Raw genomic sequence first — 17191 nt, 5'->3', positions numbered from 1 at the left:
CTTCTCAGTTATAATTATCTTACTTAATCGTTGTTTAATATTTTTTTATTGCAAAAGTCACAACAATTGATGATTGATCTTTTTTTGGACAATTTCATTTAACTTCAATCGCCTTGGACAACATTGTCAGCAATTCATATCCATCCCAAACCGGAGAAAAATCTAATGCCTGTCCCACAGGCACAATTCTATCTATTCCCTGTATCGACGGTTGCTGAGCAAACTTGATTAAGCTTTGTTGCTCTAGCCCCCAGTAGCTCAAGGTTTGTAGTTTAGCATTGCTTGTTGCTGCTATGTCTTCCAAGGTGTCTATTTGCATCAGTAAAAAGTAACCACCACCGAGATGCCAATCTAGCCAATGCTCATCAAAACAGCTGACAGGAATCACTCCCACGGCGCTTTGAATGATGGGCTCAGCAGCTTCCCCGGTACTTTTTAGCAACTGACTCGTAACCAGGTGATCATTTAAACTATTAATCGTTTGTTCGTTTTGCGTGGCCAGACAATTTACTTGTTGAAATAACGCAAGTTGCAAAGTCCTATCGCCTAACCAATAAATCAACCTCGGTGATGAACACGCCAACTGCCCATGAGGCTGAGTATCTTGCCATAAGAGTTGCGCTAATTTAGGTACATTCTCTGTGGTTAATTGGTCACCGTTGATCGCAGCAGTAGAATACCTATCAGCAAAACTAATATCGCGACAACGGGGCTGACAAGGTAATTGTCGAATAGCATTAACACTTTCGTCTCCACCCCAGATAACACGCGCATCCGCTTTACTGCTGAGTATTTTCGAATATTCTGACTGCTTATCGTAATGTATAAACAGGTTATACTGCCCTAATCGAACGAAGGCTGGCTGCGCAAAAAGCCGGTTTATGATACCCAATAAGCACCCTCTTAATTCGGTGCTTTTGGTTGCCACTCGAACGACATTGTGATTCCCCATTAGCAAGGAACATATCCAGCTGTAGATAAACATAGTGTCCACATTTGCAGGGGTGAAATGCAAAACCCATCCTAGGGGTTTAACAATCCCGGTAGGAGCAAATTCATGTAATTTTTTCAGGTTAGATTTCCGTAACCAGAACCCCAAAGCCACTAATTCTGGAAAAGATTTGGCTTCGCTATCTTTTAACAATGCAGTAGACAAAGCCTCAATAAAATTCAACACTTCAGGATCAAAACACCTAAAGCCTTCAGCGCGGTGATTGATCATATTCAAATCACCTCCCTCTGGCGCTAAGATAGTCAACGAGCTCATGATGATGCCTCTGAGTGTGTATCACTACAACCGCGCACTTCGGTCTTAGGGAGTCGACCTTTGATTGCAAAATACTTGCCTTTGGCGCCGCACAGACAATCGTCCACACCTTTTAAAACACCTAAATCTTCAGTAAGTAAGCTGTGTCCAGGATAGCTGCTTGGCAAGGCTGATAAAACTTGCACTAAACCTGTTTCGCCCATGGCTGACTCCTTCAATGTAAACGGATCACGAATCACCACATCGGCAAATATGGGGGCATGTAAATGGCCCTGTGAACACTCTACAAACACCGACCCTACTTGCTCCGCCATGCCATAAAAATTAAAGCATTTTGAAATGCCAGTTGTTGCCATCAACGTCTGCTTGAAAGTGACATTGTCAACCTGTTGTTCAACTAGCTTTTTCCATCCGCCACTGTGAATCAAAATGCCATTTGGTAAGGATATTGTCTTGCCGTTATTTTGTAATGCTTTTATAAAATACAACCAGACCATGAAAGTAAAACCAAAAATCAACACGGGCTGTTCAGCGTACTTTTGGCAAAATGCTTCAATAACAGGCCAATTAGGCTGCATATTTTCATCCAGGGCATAGGTATGATCACGGCCAAAAAATGCCAAACCTTGAATGCCCGCAGCTCGAGCGCTAAATTCCGGTTTTTTTAAAATATCGGGGGAATCAATTATCAGCATGGGCAAACGCTGTTTACCTATAGTCTGCTGGAGAATTTTCACTAGCACCTTACTTTGTCGAGCACTGGTTTGTTTATTTAAATAAATAGTCGCTGGGGTTTGACTCGTTGTGCCAGAGGATTGTAGGGTTTTAAAGACTTCTTTTTCGTTAATACTTTTTAAGTTCAAGTGTTTAAACAAACGCACCGCTAAATAAGGAAGTTCTTCAATACGTTTAGCATCAGCACTGTGCTGTTTAACAATGTTCCTGTATTCGTCGTTTTGTAATTGGTGAAGCTGATGCAATTGATTTAAAACCGGTAACAAAAGCGCTTCTTTTTTATCTTGTTCAAGGGAATATACACCGGCGCTTAGCAGGTCTTCGAACAACCTTAGGTACTCTACAAGGATTGGATTATCAGTATTTTTCATGAGGATTTTTGCAACCCCAATTTAAGCACTGCTTGATAATCTTTTTTACCATTTTCAGTCAGCGGCAAAACATCAAGGTGAATCACTTTTATAACACTCGGGTGTAGATCCAATAGTTGGCTTATCCGCCCTTTTACATCATTTGCAGATTGTTCAATACTCAAAGCGGTTGTGCCAATCACCAGATAATTATCGTTACCTGTAGTTAACCCTGTAATACCCAGTTCTAATAACTTTCTTTCAACTTCATCGAGATCAATTCGTAATCCAAATAATTTTAGAAAGCGGGATTTTCTGCCTGCAATAAAATAATCACCATCTTCATCAAAATACGCTAAATCGCCAGTGGCTAGCCATGCATTTTTAGATTGGCTTGAATCAGCGGATAATGCATTCAAATCGGTAATATTACACACATAACCAAGCATTACATTCGGTCCTGTGTAAAACAGTTCACCAACGCTATTGGCCTGCTCGATTATTTGATTTTGCTCATCGACTAATTTAAATCGTCCACCTGGAATAGCACAACCGATTGATTCAGGTTTTTGTAGGACCAGATCTGGATGTAAAAAAGCCATTCGAGGGCTTGCTTCTGTCTGACCATACATCACGAAAAACTGACTTTGATTATTTTCAGCAAACTCACCTAAGGCTTTGACTGCATCAACATTAAGCTTGCCACCTGCTTGGGTAAAATAACGTAAATGAGGCAACTTTTTCTGATGGAAGCGCAATCTGAGAAGCATCTCATAAGTAAAAGGAACGCCCGCAAAACTGCTGATTTGATGCTCTTCAAATAACTGCCAATAATCACGACTAACAGGGCTTGCATCCGTAAAAACACAGCAAGCGCCCTTGTTTAAATGGGAATTGATGATAGACAAACCATAAGAATAGAAAAATGGCAGCGAACATAATGTTTTATCAGATGATTTTATCGGTAAATAGTCACAAATAGCATCAGCGTTAGATTGTAAATTATCCGCACTCAGTGCAACTTGTTTAGCCGTGCCGGTTGAACCAGAGGTGGACAATAGTAAGTTCGCCATACAATGGGTCAGCGAGGTTCTAAATTGATGATATTGAATAGTAGTTTGTTGCTTGGCTTCACAGCTTATGGTCACCGTTGGAGCAAACTGCTCATACAAATTCTGCAAATCTGAGGCTGCTGTATCTGGACTTAATAACATTGCACAATGGCCCTGTCTAAGCGCGCTTAAATAAGCCACTAAGGTAGACAAACCATTAAAGGCCATAATAAAAATCACACCTTTACGGCGTCCTAAATGTTGACTGAGGTCCCCTTCCAAACGTCTGCAAGCTTGTTCAAGCTGCGCATAGCTAAGTTGCTGCTCTCCTTCAATGGCAGCGATATTGTTAGCATGTTGGGAAAGTGCGTCATAAAACATGGTTTATAAGCTCAACCCACCATCAATACCGATAATTTGACCGGTAATAAATGAGGCATCATCTGACAATAAAAATCTAATTAATTTGGCCACATCTTCAGCTGTACCGGCTCGTTGCAATGAACTAGCGGCAATTAACTCTTGGCGTTTTTGCCCCCCATAAGAAGCAGTCATGGCCGTATCAATAAACCCTGGAGCAACACCGTTCACACGAATACCTAAAGCCCCCAACTCTTTTGATAATGATTTGGTTAAACCTGATAATGCTGCTTTACTCATCGCGTAGGCTGCCTGCCCCGCGCTGCCGTTTTCACCGACGATTGAACAAAGGTTAACAATGCTTCCACTGCGATTCTTTGTCATCAGTCGCATCGCCAACTGGCTGTGGGTAAACGCTGAAACACTATTGACGGCAAATTGCGTTTGCAGCTCAGCTGACCGAGTTAGCATAAACCCACTATCCAACATACTTCCAGCGCAGTTCACTAAGCCGTGTAATTGCCCCGACTCTTTCATGATGCTTGAAAACCCTTGTTTAACGGCACTTTCATCGGTGACATCATAGGCGAGCACTTTGCTGTTAACTAACTGACTCGACAAGGCTTGCAGTTGTTCTTTATCACGCCCAGCCAGATACACAAATGCGCCTTGATTGGCGCATTCAATTGCAGTTGCCCGACCAATACCGCCGCTAGCCCCCGTAATCAATAGTGTTTTTTGATTAAGCATCAAACTCGATTTCATATTTAGCGAGAATTTCTTTTGCCTTAGCTACTGAACTCATATCTATTATATCGTCGGTATCCAACATTACGTTAAATTGGTTTTCCAATTCAGCAATTAAAATCATGTGGGCGGTGGAATCCCACTCTGGAATACTGTTATAGGCTAAGTCGTCACTCACCTTTTCCAAGGGTATAGCTAAACTGTCAGCAAATGCTTGTTTTACGAGTTGTTGGTTATTCATGTAAATTTCCTTTATGACTCCCTGTTCTTCCTAGGAGTGCGAGAAAGTAAGGCTTTCAGTGCTTTGCTATCCCGTTGATAATCATCGAAATTCAAACTAATTTCAATTAAATCACCTGGTTTGACTATTTGATAACCTAATTTTAGATTGTAATTAAGCGCTGCCTGATTATCCGACTTTACTCTTGCTACTAGCTTTTTACACTTTAAGGATTCAAAACAATAATCATTAATTAATAACGTGGGAGAAAACGCGATTATGTTATTGCGATATTTTGCTGCGCCAATATACAATCCTGGCTCAATAGTGTGTGCCTGAGTAAGCGGTTTACCCAATACTCTCGATTTAATATTTAAACTACCTATGTCCTGATCTTTGTAGACAATCATAAAATGCTGCTGGCTAGGGTCACGGCTCACTTTGCGGAACCAAGCAGATTGCTGTTCTTCGCTGATTTCTGCTTGGGAAATCATAAACTGACTAACCTCTGGGTCATTTCGCCAAGCTCGCAGTAGTGGCAGATCACTTTCCTGCACTTCACGTAAACTGACCTGATAACCTCTAAGCACCTGATTTTCGTCCATAATGATACTATTCTCCATCAAAACATAACTGCTTAACTTTTTCGATGATCCGTTGAGAACCGTTGGTGTCACTGCTTCCTAACGCCCTATTATGCATTTGAAGCAACCTATTATCATCAGACCATAAGACCAATAAACGCGCCGTAACGTCTTCAATAAGACCCAGCTTTTCGTTGTCACTTTGCATTTTGCTGAAATCCTCAGCAATACACCAACCTTGTTTTACAGCTGCTTGAGTAGCATTAAGCTGATTGTCAGCCACAGTGACTAAACAACTGGGTGTCGCAGTAGCATGTAATTCGAATTGACTGCCTCCGGCAGCGGAAATGGCCAAGCGTGTTTGCAAAAATGATTTAGCTATTTGCTGACAATCGTGTAAATGTTGAATGTCCAGCTCACTGACCTGAATACATTTATTGAGCTCTTGTAAATAAGGGTAAGCTGCGCCAGTAATCACTTTGAGCTTCCCATCAAAGCCTTTTTGTTCAATGCATTGCAACAAAGGCAGAGTCAAATTATTTGGGTCACTTCCGCCCATAATAATAGTGAAATATTCTCGCTGCTCAAATGTTTGTTGTTTGAACTCGCAAAATTCTTGGCGTAAAACCCGATAAGACTCACCTATGCACAAATGCGTGTTTGGCTGGTTGACGTCATATTTCAACTGATGTGCACTACCAGAACCATTGATGATGAGATCGGCATACAGGTTTCCTGAATTATTCATATCATCAAAGCATATTATTGGGTAATCTAATTGCGCTAACCGCTGGCGATACTGAGACGTAAAATGATAGCCATCAATCACGATTGCCACAACCGAATTGAGTCGGCAAAACTGAGCAATAAGGTCTATCTCTTGAGCATCCTCTGTGGTTTCGGGTATCACAATGGTTTGCCCAACCCAATCCTGACGAGCATTGCTAATTTTTGACGCTTCAGCGTTAAGCATAAATACAGGAGTGAGTTGATTTTTTGCTGCAGCTTGAGCCAACGCCAAACAACGCATCAAATGTCCTAAACCAGAGGACACCCCGGCATTCACTCTGAATAAAATATGCTTCATAAAGTAATTAGAAGGTTATGATGACGGTGTTCATTCAAATAAGTCCCAATCAAGGGCTGTGCCAGCAGGCAAGTTAGTTTTCGCCTTTTTACCCAACACACTATCCCAATGTTTTGGCGCAAGACCACTTGCAGGACGTACAATTCTTAGATTTTCACGGCTTAAAGTTTGGCCTTTTTTCACATCAACACTGACAAAAATAGAACGTCGATAATGCTTTGACTTTTCTTCTGCCGCACTTCCCCCATAGGTCACTTTACCCATAGCATCGAAGGCTCGCGCACTCTCCTCTACCAGCGATTTCAATTCCGCAGGCTCTAATGAAAATGCGGCATCTACCCCCCCAGCATTTCGATCGAGAACAAAATGTTTTTCAATCACAGTTGCACCTAGTGCGACTGCTGCCACCGAGACTCCGATACCAGCAGTGTGATCAGATAGGCCTACTTGTTGATTAAATGAACCTCGTAAGTGAGGAATAGTCACTAAGTTGGTATTGCTCGGTTGTGCTGGATAAGTGCTAGTGCATTTGAGCAGTATAATATCTTCGCATCCTGCTTTTTTAGCACAATCTACCGCTTGTTCTATTTCAGCTAAAGTTGCCATGCCCGTTGACATAATTAACGGTTTTCCAGTTGCCGCAGCTTTGCGTATCAACGGAATATCAGTTAATTCAAAAGAGGCAATTTTATAACAAGGGACGTCTAAGGTTTCCAAAAAATCCACCGCAGCCTCATCAAATGGCGAGCTAAAAGCTTCCATTCCAAGGGCTTTTGCACGCGCAAATAACCGACTATGCCACTCATAAGGTGTAGATGCTTTTGCATATAAACTATGTAGCGCTTCACCGTGCCATAAACTGTCTTTTTCTTGAATCACAAAATCAACCGAATCGACGTTTAATGTCATGCTATCGGCAGTGTAAGTTTGTAATTTTATTGCGTGAGCACCGGCCTTTGCGGCAGCTTCAACCATAGCAACGGCAAGTTCAAAATCTTGACTATGGTTACCGCTTAGTTCTGCAATAATGAAAGGCGGATGTGAAGGACCAATTAATCGCTCTCCAATGGCGATATCATGCATTTTCTTGGGCCTCAAATATTGACGTAATACTCTGCGCAAGTTCATTAGCCTGAGGAAACTCACTGTTTTGATCTGTTGCATAATCAGGCATCAAAATGCGAGGATCAAGTTGCCCTGGTATTAATAAAGTAGGTGTCTCAACACAACTGGCTAAAGAGAACATTGCATTAGGTAAGCAAACTAAAAGATCACTCGCTTTCAAGCCTTGTAGACGCAGCCCCAAAGTCTCTTGTTCGTCGTCTAGTATGACTAGGTATCCGTTATTTTTTAGTATTGTTTCCAGTTCATGTAATTGTGGGTAAGGATGCTGTATATCATTCAGTGCCAAATAGATAATGCGCTGACTAACATCTTGATATTTTTGAGCTGGTTTAACCTCAATATGCCAATCCATAGACATATTTTTAAAACCACAACAACGAGTCAGATAAAATTCAGGGTAGCCCCCATCAGGCAGATTATCACTTGTCCACCATTGACTATGCCAGCGGCTCATCCCCATAAACGTACTCTGCATGTACTCACCCGCGTTATTCACGTATTCAGGTTTCAAACTTTGATTTTGAATCTGTTCGAGAAGGCTTTGCAGAGGTATACTCAAATAATTACCCTGCACAGGTTCACCGGCATCTTTAAGAAATCGAGCCAAAATACAAGGCATGAATGCAGTATCTAAGTTTAGAATTTGTTCAAAGCCAAGCTCAATAATTTGCTCGGCTAAACCAATAAAAGCTTCTAAAGCATGCAGAATATTATCTGGCCAATGCTGGTCAGGTAAACTCAATATTTTCGCATTAGGGACAGCAAGTTGCAGTACATCTACACCACCGCCATGGGTCAAACAGTAGACTTCAGTATCTGGATTTTGCTGCTGAAGCTGACGAATAGTGGGTACAGCAATGCTAGCGACATCGCCCATTTCTAGCATACGGATTACTAAAACTTTACTCATGTTAAATTCCTTTGACGTAGGCTTGATACATCAATTCTGCACGTTGCCAATCTTCGGGGGTGTCAATGTCTTGAACCAAATGACGAGGAAGAACAATGGGCACACTGTGTTGCGAAAATATGCCTTTTTTAGACAAATAGTCATCGGTTCGGCCCCAATAAAATTGTCCAGCATCGTGATAAGCTTCTTCTAAATCTTGTGAACGCTTAAATATATCTTGCTTGAACATTGGTTCAACAATACCTTGTTGAACACTGATAGCTCTTTGAATAGGAAATGCAAAACTGGTGACTGCAAAAGAAAAAGATTTATCTTTATCTTGCTGCAAAGACACTAAACCTTTTTGCAAATACTCAGCTTGCAAAAAAGGCGCTGTAGCATAGATACAGCAACAAAATTCTGGTTTTTCAAAATTATCGATACAATATTGTATCCCATGATTAGTCACTGGACGCGTTCCAATGACATCATTGGATAAATTTTCTGGTCGCAGAAAAGGTACCTCTGCACCGTATTTTATCGCAATATCAGCCACTTCTTGAGAATCTGTAGATACCCAAATTTTATCAAACAAGTTTGCTTCCTGAGCTGCTTGAATAGAATAGGCAATAAGCGGCTTGCCCGCAAAATCACGAATATTTTTTGCCGGTATACGTTTACTTCCGCCTCGTGCGGGAATGATAGCTAGATTCAAGCTAATACCTCATTTAATGCTTGCACAACTCTGTCTTGATCATCGGCTGTCATGCTAGGAAATAAAGGTAAAGTTAACGCATTTTGATAATAAACTTCTGCATTAGGGAAATCCCCCTCAGAAAAACCAAGCTTTTGATAATAAGGCTGCAGATGTATTGGGATATAATGCACATTAACGCCGATTCCCCGTGCAATTAACCCATTATAAACTGCACTTCGGTCGTGCTGTTTAACTTCAATCATATAAACATGCCAGGCACCATTATCGGCATTATCCATGTCTGGTAATTTTAGTGGTAAATGTTTCAACAAGTCTTGATAACGATGGGCTAGATTCTGACGTTTTGTAATAAAACCGTCTAATTTTTTGAGTTGCGATAAGCCTAAAGCTGCGTGTAGATCACTCAAGCGGTAGTTATACCCGAGTTCTACTTGTTGATAATACCAAGGTCCATCAGATGGCCCTTGCATTTGTTTCGGATCCCGAGTTACCCCATGCTTAGCGAACAGTTTAGCGCGCTCATGCAATTCTTCATTATTTGTCAGCACAGCACCGCCTTCAGCGGTGGTAATAGATTTAACCGGATGGAAGCTCAAAACCGCCAAATCAGAGTATTGGCAACTGCCGATTTTGTAATTCTGATAACTTCCCCCCAAACCATGCGCCGCATCTTCAATAATCTGCACTTTGTATTGCCTACAAAGTTTTGCAATTTCTTGCATCGGGCCACTCGCGCCAGAAAAGTGTACGACGACAATAGCTTTGGGTAACCGATTAACGTTTGCAGCTTCTGCTAATTTGTTTTCAAGGGCTTCAACGCTGATGTTTCGCGTCGCACTATCAATGTCCACAAAATCAATTGATGCACCACAGTACAAAGCACAATTTGCACTGGCAACAAAGGAAATGGGAGAAGTCCAAACAACATCTCCTTTTCCAACGCCAAGCGCTAAACACGCCACATGCAGTCCAGATGTACCACTATTCACTGCAGTGGCATATTTGGCATTAGTATAATCGGTTAATGCTCGCTCGAATTTAGGAACAACACAGCCTTGGGTTAGGAATTGGTTTTGCAGGACATCAATTACAGCAGCAACATCGTCGTCATCAACAAAGTGCTTACCGTAAGGAATCAAATCATTTGGATTATTCAATATTGGGCCTTAATCTAAAGTTAACTTATCTAAGGCTTCAAGTTCTTTAACGGTTAAAAAGTGTGGATTGGTACCAGAGTGATATTCAAATTTATCTTGTACTGGCTGCCCTTTTTCCCCCAATTTGTTTAACCGATAATCGACGGTTTTATCAAAAAACTTAATTGCAGGTGTAATCACATAATGATCGTCAAATTCAAGGGAATGATGGGCCATTTCTTCAGGCACCATAACTTCATGCAGCTTTTCTCCAGGCCGAATACCGATGGTTTCGTAATCACGACCTCCACTCATGGCTTCGACAAGATCCAAAATGCGAATCGAAGGGATCTTAGGCACAAAAATTTCGCCACCCTGCATACGCTGGAAGTTGGTAATAACAAACTGAACGCCTTCATCTAGGGTTATCCAAAATCGCGTCATTTCATCATGGGTTACTGGTAGCTTGGTTTTACCTTCGGCGAGCAACTTACGATAAAATGGAACGACCGAACCTCGGGAGCCCACAACATTACCGTAACGTACTACAGCAAATCGCGGCCCAGTTGCACCGGAGATATTATTTGCGGCAACAAATAATTTATCAGACGCTAACTTGGTGGCGCCATATAAGTTAACTGGATTGGCGGCTTTATCTGTAGACAAGGCAATAACTCGGCGAACATCAGTCTCAATGGCGGCATCAATTACATTTTGCGCACCATAAATATTGGTTTTGATACATTCATTCGGATTATATTCTGCCGCAGGAACTTGTTTTAAAGCAGCAGCATGAATAACGTAATCCACATCTTTCATCGCTGATTTTAAGCGGTGCTTATCTCTTACGTCACCAATAAAATAGCGCATACAAGGAGCATCAAATTGCTGCTGCATTTCAAATTGCTTTAGTTCATCGCGGGAATAAATTATGATTTTTTTAGGCTTTTCGTTTTTCAATAGATGTGAAACAAAACGCTTTCCAAACGAACCTGTTCCACCGGTTATCAATATAATTTTATTTTCAAACATTTATCTTGTCTACCTAACACTGTTGAAACGCGAAAAGATGTAACTGCGTTTTTGCTTGTAATTTTATGTTGGTTTATATGTGTTTCTAGCTATATGTCTATTTAGTTTTTCAACCGCTAATAAACGCAGCAACGACTTAATTGATTTAAATGTAATCACTATTTGGTAGTTTGCAATTCAAATCCAATAAGTAACGTCAAACTTTTGAAACTATACCTCTATATAGTCATAACAAGCAATTTCCATTCCTATTGGTTTAAGTGACACAACCTAAACTCAGAGCTATCAATTATGAAAAATGATTATCTAATACTGCGTTCAAAAATCCAGTATAAGTAATATATTAGCTTATGAGAATTGCGGCATAACTAAAATGTTTCGGAGATTATTAATAACGAAAGGTTTTATAATTGACTAACTTTGCAGGCTGAATTTTTAACGCTATTTGGACAGTAAAGAACATTGATATTAGTGAATTATTTGTATTTGTTGACTATTTTCTTGCCTCTAATTAATCCACTTAATTGTGTTAAAGATTCTTTAAGTTGGCTTTCTACTATCGTTGAAAGCGTATTGTTAACTATTATTTCATGCTCAGCAAAAACTTTTTCATTGTCTCGCTCTAGGGATTTAAGGTGATTTGTGACCACAACATCGCGTTTTATAATTAGTTGCTTGAGCAACTCATTATCAAGTTCTTTAGCGTCTAAAACAGCTTCAATTTGGCCATTGATATCTTTAAGGTTATCTGGTGTAAATCGATGATTTAAGGTTAGTTTACTCACACGACTGCAGTACGTTTTTGCCTTTGCGCTTCATAAGCTTCTTGTTTCGCATCTTCGGGGATACTCGCCCAGGCATTCTTAATAGGTAACAACAGATTAATCACTTCATCCATGATCTTCAAGTCATTCTGAATATTAGCGTCAGTTACGCGCTGGATCATGTAGTCATACAAATTAAATAAATTCTGACTCACTTCACTGCCGATTTCTAAATCTAAGGTATCCCGAAGATTCATTAAAATAGCGGAGACTCGAGATAAGTGCTCTGACTTACCTTCAAAATCTCTGCGCTCAATGCAGCCCTTACCATAGGCCATGCGGTCTAAAGCGCCCTGCATCAACATCAGGGTAATTTTGTGAGGATCCGCAGATGCCACATCTTGTTTTAAATTGCCTTTTTTATAAGCATTGATGCCTTTAAGCGCCATAAATTACAACTCCTTATGCTTGACCTAGCGATGCCAATAACGCACTACCGGTTTGGTTCAGTTTAGTTACAGTTTGGTCAAGATTTAAATATTTATCACGTAAAATTTCTTCAAAGCCGAGCATGCGAAGCTCGAATTGTTCTCGCTCATCAGACAACAGATCTTTTTCATCTTTTGCTGAGCGCTCTCGAGTAGCTAACAGCCCACTAAAAGTAGTGTATTCTTTAGTATAGTCGTACAATCTAGCGGCTATACCATCCTCATCATCTGTAAATAGTGCTGCGATATCATCAAAATTATCTTCCAATGCTTCAGCCAGACGATCTTCACCGCTACCTAGTCCAAACTCATCATATGAACTAATTTCCAATTTACCTTCAGAATTAAGCTCTACTCCGATTGCGAATAAACCACCCAAAGCAGATGATTCCACACTAGAGCCGATAATACTCGTTAAGCCAGAAGTAATGCTTCGCGCCATAAAATCACCGGCCAACACGCCGTCGTCTTCTAGTTCAGAGGTACCATATTTGGTGAGCGTATCGATCTCTTTGGCAAGTGCATTAAAGTTATCGACAAAATCTCGAATTTTTTTATCTAAACCTTCAGTGTCGTAACCTATTTTTAGAGTGGAAGTCTGAAATTCCCCTAAAGAATCTTTAGTGGAGAGCGTTGATGCTTCAAACGAAACACTTGAAATAGTATTTTCAAATTCGTTAGTACTGGATTCCACCGCAATGCCGTCGATCGTCGCTTTCGCATTTTGTGCACTTACCACGGGCTCTAGATAGGTTGCAACTTCAGTAGAATCTGTGGTGGAAACTCTATCCAAATCGGCCAAATTATCATTATTGACAATGACTAAATCATTTCCTTCACCTGTAGTTGATGAAGTTAAAACCAGCTTAGCGCCACCAGATGCAGTACCAGTATCAATAATACTGGCGTTAATACCGAAATTATCATCTGAGCTATTTATTGCATTGGCAAGTTGTTGGAGGGTTTGACCCGCAGTAACATTAATATCGAAACTATCGCCGCTGCTATCAACTTTAAATGTAAGACTACCGCTACCTGAGGATAAAACAGAGTCGCTTTTGCTTGCAAAGCCGCCATCACTTGCATCCGCAGTTTCTAGCCGGCTACCACTAGCTAATTGAGTAATAGCTACTTGATATTCGCCTTTAACAGCACTATTGGCAGCTTCAGCAGTAAAAGGCTCGATGCTATCATCTGGGTTGGTAATCTTAGGCTCACGCCCTTGCAAATTATTATCGCTGCGCAATTCATCTACGGTGTCTAAAAAGTCACTCATTTTGGATTTTAGCTGGCCAATACCAGAAATTTCCGCGTCTAAGGCCTCTTCTTTGTCGTCTAAACGAGTCTGTTTTGGTGCTCGCTCAGCCGCAATTAGCTGAGTGACTAAATCATCTAACGCCAGCCCAGAACCTACACCTAACGATTGAATAGTCATAACGAACCTCTTTTAAAAACTAAGCTTGTTTGTTTAATAATACCCCTACTGCGCTGCCAACGTCAGACTGGAGATCTTTGATTCTCTCAGACAAAGCAAGTACTTCTTCAGAGGGGATTTGTCTAATCACTTCCCCAGACTCTGAGTCGGTTACTTTAACCACTTGTCGTTCACTCTTTTCATCAACAGAAAACGACAGTTGACGATTAGTTGCCTGTAGAAAATCACTTATTTCACTAACCGCACTTTCAATGTTCAAAGAACTTTCATTGTTTGATGCGTTGTTATCGGCCTGCCTTTCTTTTTCTTGACCATTTTGCGCAAACTCGGCGACCGCTTTCTGTTCGTTTCTGAGTTGATTTTGTTCAGATACGTTTACAGAAACAGGTGTTGATACCTCTTGCTGTGCAAAATTCTGGCCATACTGTGAAAAATTGACATCCATCTTCCACCTCCACTTAAAAGCAATTTGCCACTAACTGTATAGAGTATAGTGGCATTATCATTGTTAGACTAACCTTAAAAAAGCTAATCAAATTATCCTAGCAAAGACAACGCCGACTGAGGTCGCTGATTTGCTTGGCTAAGCACAGACAAAGAGGCCTGTTGAACAATTTGATTACGGGTTAGTTCAGCTGTTTCCGTTGCAAAGTCTGTATCACGAATACGTGAACGTGCACCGGCAATGTTTTCTGAAATATTGCTAAGGTTACGAATGGTTGATTGGAAACGGTTTTGCAACGCACCTAAATCGGCTCGCACAGCACCCACTGTTGATATTGCATTATCAATCGAAGTTAGTGCACCAGATGCACCTGCGATAGTGGCAACTGAAAGAGAACCTATATTCAAACCAGAAGAACCGTAACCGCCAGAGCGAGATAAGTTCACGGATATAGTTTGTCCGCCATTTGCTCCAACTAAGAAAGCTGCCGAGAAAGATCCCTTCAAAATATCAACACCGGCGAATTGTGAATCGGTTGAGATACGTGAGATTTCCGTTTTCAATGCAGAAACTTCTTTTTGCAGTGCTAAACGGTCAGCAGATGTATTAATCCCGTTTTGAGATTGTACCGCCAGAGTACGAATACGTTGCAATGATGATGTAACCTCACCTAATGCACCTTCAGCTGTTTGTGCTAGTGAAATAGCATCGTTTGCATTACGTACCGCTTGGTTTAGACCTTGTACCTGAGTAGTAAGACGATCTGAGATTTGTAAACCGGCCGCATCATCTGCTGCTCGGTTGATACGAAAGCCTGACGACAATCTTTCAAATGATGTGCTAAGTGCCTGTCCTGAATCAAACAACTGGCGCTGCGCATTCAAAGACGACACATTGGTGTTTACATATAAACCCATATTTACCTCCTGAGAACTACCTATTAACTGATAAGGTAATTCGCCTCAATTTTGACTTCCAAGAAATAAATCTTGTAAGCCTCCTCTCTTTGTTTAAGAATCAGCACCTCTACCGATTCTCAACATAAAATTCTTTAAAAAGAATTCCCCTCAACTAATGTTATCGACCGCTACTTGAAGATCTTTAGTTTTTTTATTATTTTTTCGTTAAATGTAAATAATTGAAAAATAACAATTTTTATATAAAGATGAAAAATAATGAATATTTATTTTAAAAAGATAAGTGAATAGCAGGAGATAAAAAGGTGTTTAGGCTGGTTTTATGTAGGAAGCCCAATGTTTATTTTTCAACGCCCATTTAATTGGTTTGAACTAAATATTGCGCATTGAGTCAGAGTCACCTCAAGGAAGCAAAGTTAAATGCGATTTGGTTAACGTAGGTGACCGCCAACTGAGCAATATTACTTTGTTGTAATTTAAATGTGTTTGTTACTTTGAATATTTCACTTTTAGACTTGAGCGAGTTTTGGCACAGCGATTGCTAAGTTATGCAAGTATAAACGTGAGACAAAATAGAAAAGCCATTTTTTTGGCATAAGAATAAAAAAAGGCCAGATCAAATGACCTGGCCAACTTGCTCACGTTAGGAGTACGAGCAAATACTGTTTCTGTCCGGCTGGCAGGGTTAGAGAATGAATACTGGCCTCTCAACCAAACTTCTACACTCTCAGTCCTGTTAGTCGGCTTTTTATTTAGGTGGTGCCGACACCACCGCCATCCCTGGCCTATCTAGACACATTTCCAATGTGCCTCTGGGTTGGCCTCTCATTTCCTACCCTCAGAAATTTGATTATCTCTATATTACCCGAGCAACTGTAATGCAGCCTGAGGCCGTTGATTAGCCTGGGACAAAACAGTTAAATTGGCTTGCTGTAAAATTTGTGCGCGGGTAAGACTTGCCGTTTCTGTGGCAAAATCTGTATCTTGAATACGCGATCTTGCCGCTGATACGTTCTCAGATATATTACTTAAATTACGAATAGTGGATTGAAAGCGATTTTGAATCGCCCCTAAATCAGCCCGCTTAGCATCAATAATGGAAATCGCTTGGCTTACTCTGGTTAACGCCGCTGAAGCCTGAGCTTCTGTTGCAACCGAAAGATTAAATCCGGCAAATAAACCCGAAATACCATATCCACCCTCTCGGGATATATTGACACTAATCGTTTGACCAGCATTGGCCCCGACTAGAAATTTTGAAGAATAAAATCCATCGAGTAAGTTTACTCCGCCGAACTGACTGTAGCTGGCAATACGGCTTATTTCAGTTTTTAATGCCGACACTTCTTTTTGCAGGGCTAAGCGATCCGCTGAATTATTAATCCCATTTTGAGATTGTACGGCTAAAACTCTTATACGTTGAAGCGCTACCGTGCTTTCTGCTAACGCTCCTTCTGCAGTCTGGGCTAAGGAAATGCCATCATTTGCATTTCTCACCGCCATATCCAAGCCTAAAATTTGTGTGGTTAGACGATTAGATATTTGCAGACCGGCTGCATCATCTTTAGCGCCATTAATTCTAAAGCCAGACGATAAACGTTCAAAAGCGGTACTTAACTCATTATTGGTGGTAATTAATTGCCGCTTGGCATTAATTGATGAAATATTTGTATTCACAAACAATGTCATTATCCACACTCCTAAACTTTAACTAACTTACTGTTTATCAAAAGTTTTATAATAGAATAAGTGTAGGCAACTCAGTTAAATATAAATTTGGCACACATAATGCTAAATCCATATTGTCAGTCATTACCATGGCTGACAGTTTTGCCAAACA

General features: G+C 40.7%; 18 protein-coding genes. All 18 read right to left on the bottom strand.

Translation table 11 applies throughout. The annotated features are described in order from the left end of the window. Window positions 1-94: 94 nt before the first annotated feature. The 18 genes from KO530_RS09965 to KO530_RS09880 all read right to left on the bottom strand — a co-directional run bounded on the left by KO530_RS09965 (window position 95) and on the right by KO530_RS09880 (window position 17040). The gene (locus KO530_RS09965; protein WP_216048266.1) at window positions 95-1267 is read right to left on the bottom strand and encodes an acyl-CoA reductase; all 1173 of its coding nucleotides are present in this window, start codon (window positions 1265-1267) and stop codon (window positions 95-97) included. Beyond that, on the bottom strand, window positions 1264-2373 hold the full coding sequence (locus tag KO530_RS09960; protein ID WP_216048265.1) for an acyl-protein synthetase: 1110 nt from the start codon (window positions 2371-2373) through the stop codon (window positions 1264-1266). Before KO530_RS09960 ends, KO530_RS09965 begins: the two co-directional genes overlap by 4 nt. Further along, entirely contained in the window at window positions 2370-3785 is a 1416-nt protein-coding gene (locus KO530_RS09955) for an AMP-binding protein (RefSeq protein WP_216048264.1), read from the bottom strand. The genes KO530_RS09960 and KO530_RS09955 overlap by 4 nt, the downstream gene beginning before the upstream one ends. 3 nt (window positions 3786-3788) lie before the next feature. Further along, window positions 3789-4529 carry an SDR family NAD(P)-dependent oxidoreductase gene (locus KO530_RS09950; protein ID WP_216048263.1) on the bottom strand — a complete coding sequence of 247 codons (741 nt, stop codon included), beginning with the start codon at window positions 4527-4529 and terminating at the stop codon, window positions 3789-3791. After that, complete coding sequence (locus KO530_RS09945; RefSeq protein WP_216048262.1) at window positions 4507-4752, bottom strand: acyl carrier protein; 246 nt, start codon at window positions 4750-4752, stop codon at window positions 4507-4509. The genes KO530_RS09950 and KO530_RS09945 overlap by 23 nt, the downstream gene beginning before the upstream one ends. Before the next feature lie 11 nt (window positions 4753-4763). Next, entirely contained in the window at window positions 4764-5336 is a 573-nt protein-coding gene (locus tag KO530_RS09940; protein WP_216048261.1) for a GNAT family N-acetyltransferase, read from the bottom strand. 7 nt (window positions 5337-5343) lie between these two features. Then, window positions 5344-6402: a UDP-2,4-diacetamido-2,4,6-trideoxy-beta-L-altropyranose hydrolase gene (pseG, locus tag KO530_RS09935; RefSeq protein WP_216048260.1), complete on the bottom strand. Its 1059-nt coding sequence runs from the start codon at window positions 6400-6402 to the stop codon at window positions 5344-5346. A 30-nt stretch (window positions 6403-6432) separates the two neighbouring features. Next, window positions 6433-7485: a pseudaminic acid synthase gene (pseI, locus tag KO530_RS09930; RefSeq protein ID WP_216048259.1), complete on the bottom strand. Its 1053-nt coding sequence runs from the start codon at window positions 7483-7485 to the stop codon at window positions 6433-6435. Beyond that, complete coding sequence (locus KO530_RS09925; RefSeq protein WP_216048258.1) at window positions 7478-8437, bottom strand: glycosyltransferase family 9 protein; 960 nt, start codon at window positions 8435-8437, stop codon at window positions 7478-7480. The genes pseI and KO530_RS09925 overlap by 8 nt, the downstream gene beginning before the upstream one ends. Window position 8438: 1 nt before the next feature. Then, on the bottom strand, window positions 8439-9131 hold the full coding sequence (pseF, locus tag KO530_RS09920; protein ID WP_216048257.1) for a pseudaminic acid cytidylyltransferase: 693 nt from the start codon (window positions 9129-9131) through the stop codon (window positions 8439-8441). Then, entirely contained in the window at window positions 9128-10273 is a 1146-nt protein-coding gene (gene pseC, locus KO530_RS09915) for a UDP-4-amino-4,6-dideoxy-N-acetyl-beta-L-altrosamine transaminase (RefSeq protein ID WP_216048576.1), read from the bottom strand. Before pseC ends, pseF begins: the two co-directional genes overlap by 4 nt. A gap of 27 nt (window positions 10274-10300) precedes the next feature. Continuing rightward, a complete protein-coding gene (gene pseB, locus KO530_RS09910; protein WP_216048256.1) occupies window positions 10301-11302 on the bottom strand; it encodes a UDP-N-acetylglucosamine 4,6-dehydratase (inverting) in 1002 nt (333 codons plus the stop codon). Between the two features lie 476 nt (window positions 11303-11778). Next, entirely contained in the window at window positions 11779-12087 is a 309-nt protein-coding gene (locus KO530_RS09905; RefSeq protein ID WP_216048255.1) for a hypothetical protein, read from the bottom strand. After that, the gene (gene fliS / locus KO530_RS09900; RefSeq protein ID WP_216048254.1) at window positions 12084-12515 is read right to left on the bottom strand and encodes a flagellar export chaperone FliS; all 432 of its coding nucleotides are present in this window, start codon (window positions 12513-12515) and stop codon (window positions 12084-12086) included. Before fliS ends, KO530_RS09905 begins: the two co-directional genes overlap by 4 nt. 13 nt (window positions 12516-12528) lie before the next feature. Continuing rightward, complete coding sequence (gene fliD, locus KO530_RS09895; protein WP_216048253.1) at window positions 12529-13989, bottom strand: flagellar filament capping protein FliD; 1461 nt, start codon at window positions 13987-13989, stop codon at window positions 12529-12531. 19 nt (window positions 13990-14008) lie between these two features. Beyond that, a complete protein-coding gene (locus tag KO530_RS09890; protein ID WP_216048252.1) occupies window positions 14009-14434 on the bottom strand; it encodes a flagellar protein FlaG in 426 nt (141 codons plus the stop codon). Between the two features lie 92 nt (window positions 14435-14526). Continuing rightward, complete coding sequence (locus KO530_RS09885; protein ID WP_216048251.1) at window positions 14527-15351, bottom strand: flagellin; 825 nt, start codon at window positions 15349-15351, stop codon at window positions 14527-14529. A gap of 861 nt (window positions 15352-16212) precedes the next feature. Beyond that, window positions 16213-17040: a flagellin gene (locus KO530_RS09880; RefSeq protein ID WP_216048250.1), complete on the bottom strand. Its 828-nt coding sequence runs from the start codon at window positions 17038-17040 to the stop codon at window positions 16213-16215. Between the last annotated feature and the right edge of the window lie 151 nt (window positions 17041-17191).

Source organism: Aliiglaciecola lipolytica (assembly GCF_018860635.1).
Lineage (GTDB): Bacteria > Pseudomonadota > Gammaproteobacteria > Enterobacterales > Alteromonadaceae > Aliiglaciecola > Aliiglaciecola lipolytica_A.
The sequence above is the reverse complement of the archived record's forward strand: the minus strand, read 5'-3'. Positions and strand labels throughout refer to the sequence as shown.

What these genes read in the sequence shown, in the direction of transcription:
- KO530_RS09965 (WP_216048266.1), bottom strand. Translation starts at nt 1,267, where the DNA reads ATGAGCTCGTTGACTATCTTAGCGCCAGAGGGAGGTGATTTGAATATG.
- KO530_RS09960 (WP_216048265.1), bottom strand. Translation starts at nt 2,373, where the DNA reads ATGAAAAATACTGATAATCCAATCCTTGTAGAGTACCTAAGGTTGTTC.
- KO530_RS09955 (WP_216048264.1), bottom strand. Translation starts at nt 3,785, where the DNA reads ATGTTTTATGACGCACTTTCCCAACATGCTAACAATATCGCTGCCATT.
- KO530_RS09950 (WP_216048263.1), bottom strand. Translation starts at nt 4,529, where the DNA reads ATGAAATCGAGTTTGATGCTTAATCAAAAAACACTATTGATTACGGGG.
- KO530_RS09945 (WP_216048262.1), bottom strand. Translation starts at nt 4,752, where the DNA reads ATGAATAACCAACAACTCGTAAAACAAGCATTTGCTGACAGTTTAGCT.
- KO530_RS09940 (WP_216048261.1), bottom strand. Translation starts at nt 5,336, where the DNA reads ATGGACGAAAATCAGGTGCTTAGAGGTTATCAGGTCAGTTTACGTGAA.
- pseG (WP_216048260.1), bottom strand. Translation starts at nt 6,402, where the DNA reads ATGAAGCATATTTTATTCAGAGTGAATGCCGGGGTGTCCTCTGGTTTA.
- pseI (WP_216048259.1), bottom strand. Translation starts at nt 7,485, where the DNA reads ATGCATGATATCGCCATTGGAGAGCGATTAATTGGTCCTTCACATCCG.
- KO530_RS09925 (WP_216048258.1), bottom strand. Translation starts at nt 8,437, where the DNA reads ATGAGTAAAGTTTTAGTAATCCGTATGCTAGAAATGGGCGATGTCGCT.
- pseB (WP_216048256.1), bottom strand. Translation starts at nt 11,302, where the DNA reads ATGTTTGAAAATAAAATTATATTGATAACCGGTGGAACAGGTTCGTTT.
- fliS (WP_216048254.1), bottom strand. Translation starts at nt 12,515, where the DNA reads ATGGCGCTTAAAGGCATCAATGCTTATAAAAAAGGCAATTTAAAACAA.
- fliD (WP_216048253.1), bottom strand. Translation starts at nt 13,989, where the DNA reads ATGACTATTCAATCGTTAGGTGTAGGTTCTGGGCTGGCGTTAGATGAT.
- KO530_RS09890 (WP_216048252.1), bottom strand. Translation starts at nt 14,434, where the DNA reads ATGGATGTCAATTTTTCACAGTATGGCCAGAATTTTGCACAGCAAGAG.
- KO530_RS09885 (WP_216048251.1), bottom strand. Translation starts at nt 15,351, where the DNA reads ATGGGTTTATATGTAAACACCAATGTGTCGTCTTTGAATGCGCAGCGC.
- KO530_RS09880 (WP_216048250.1), bottom strand. Translation starts at nt 17,040, where the DNA reads ATGACATTGTTTGTGAATACAAATATTTCATCAATTAATGCCAAGCGG.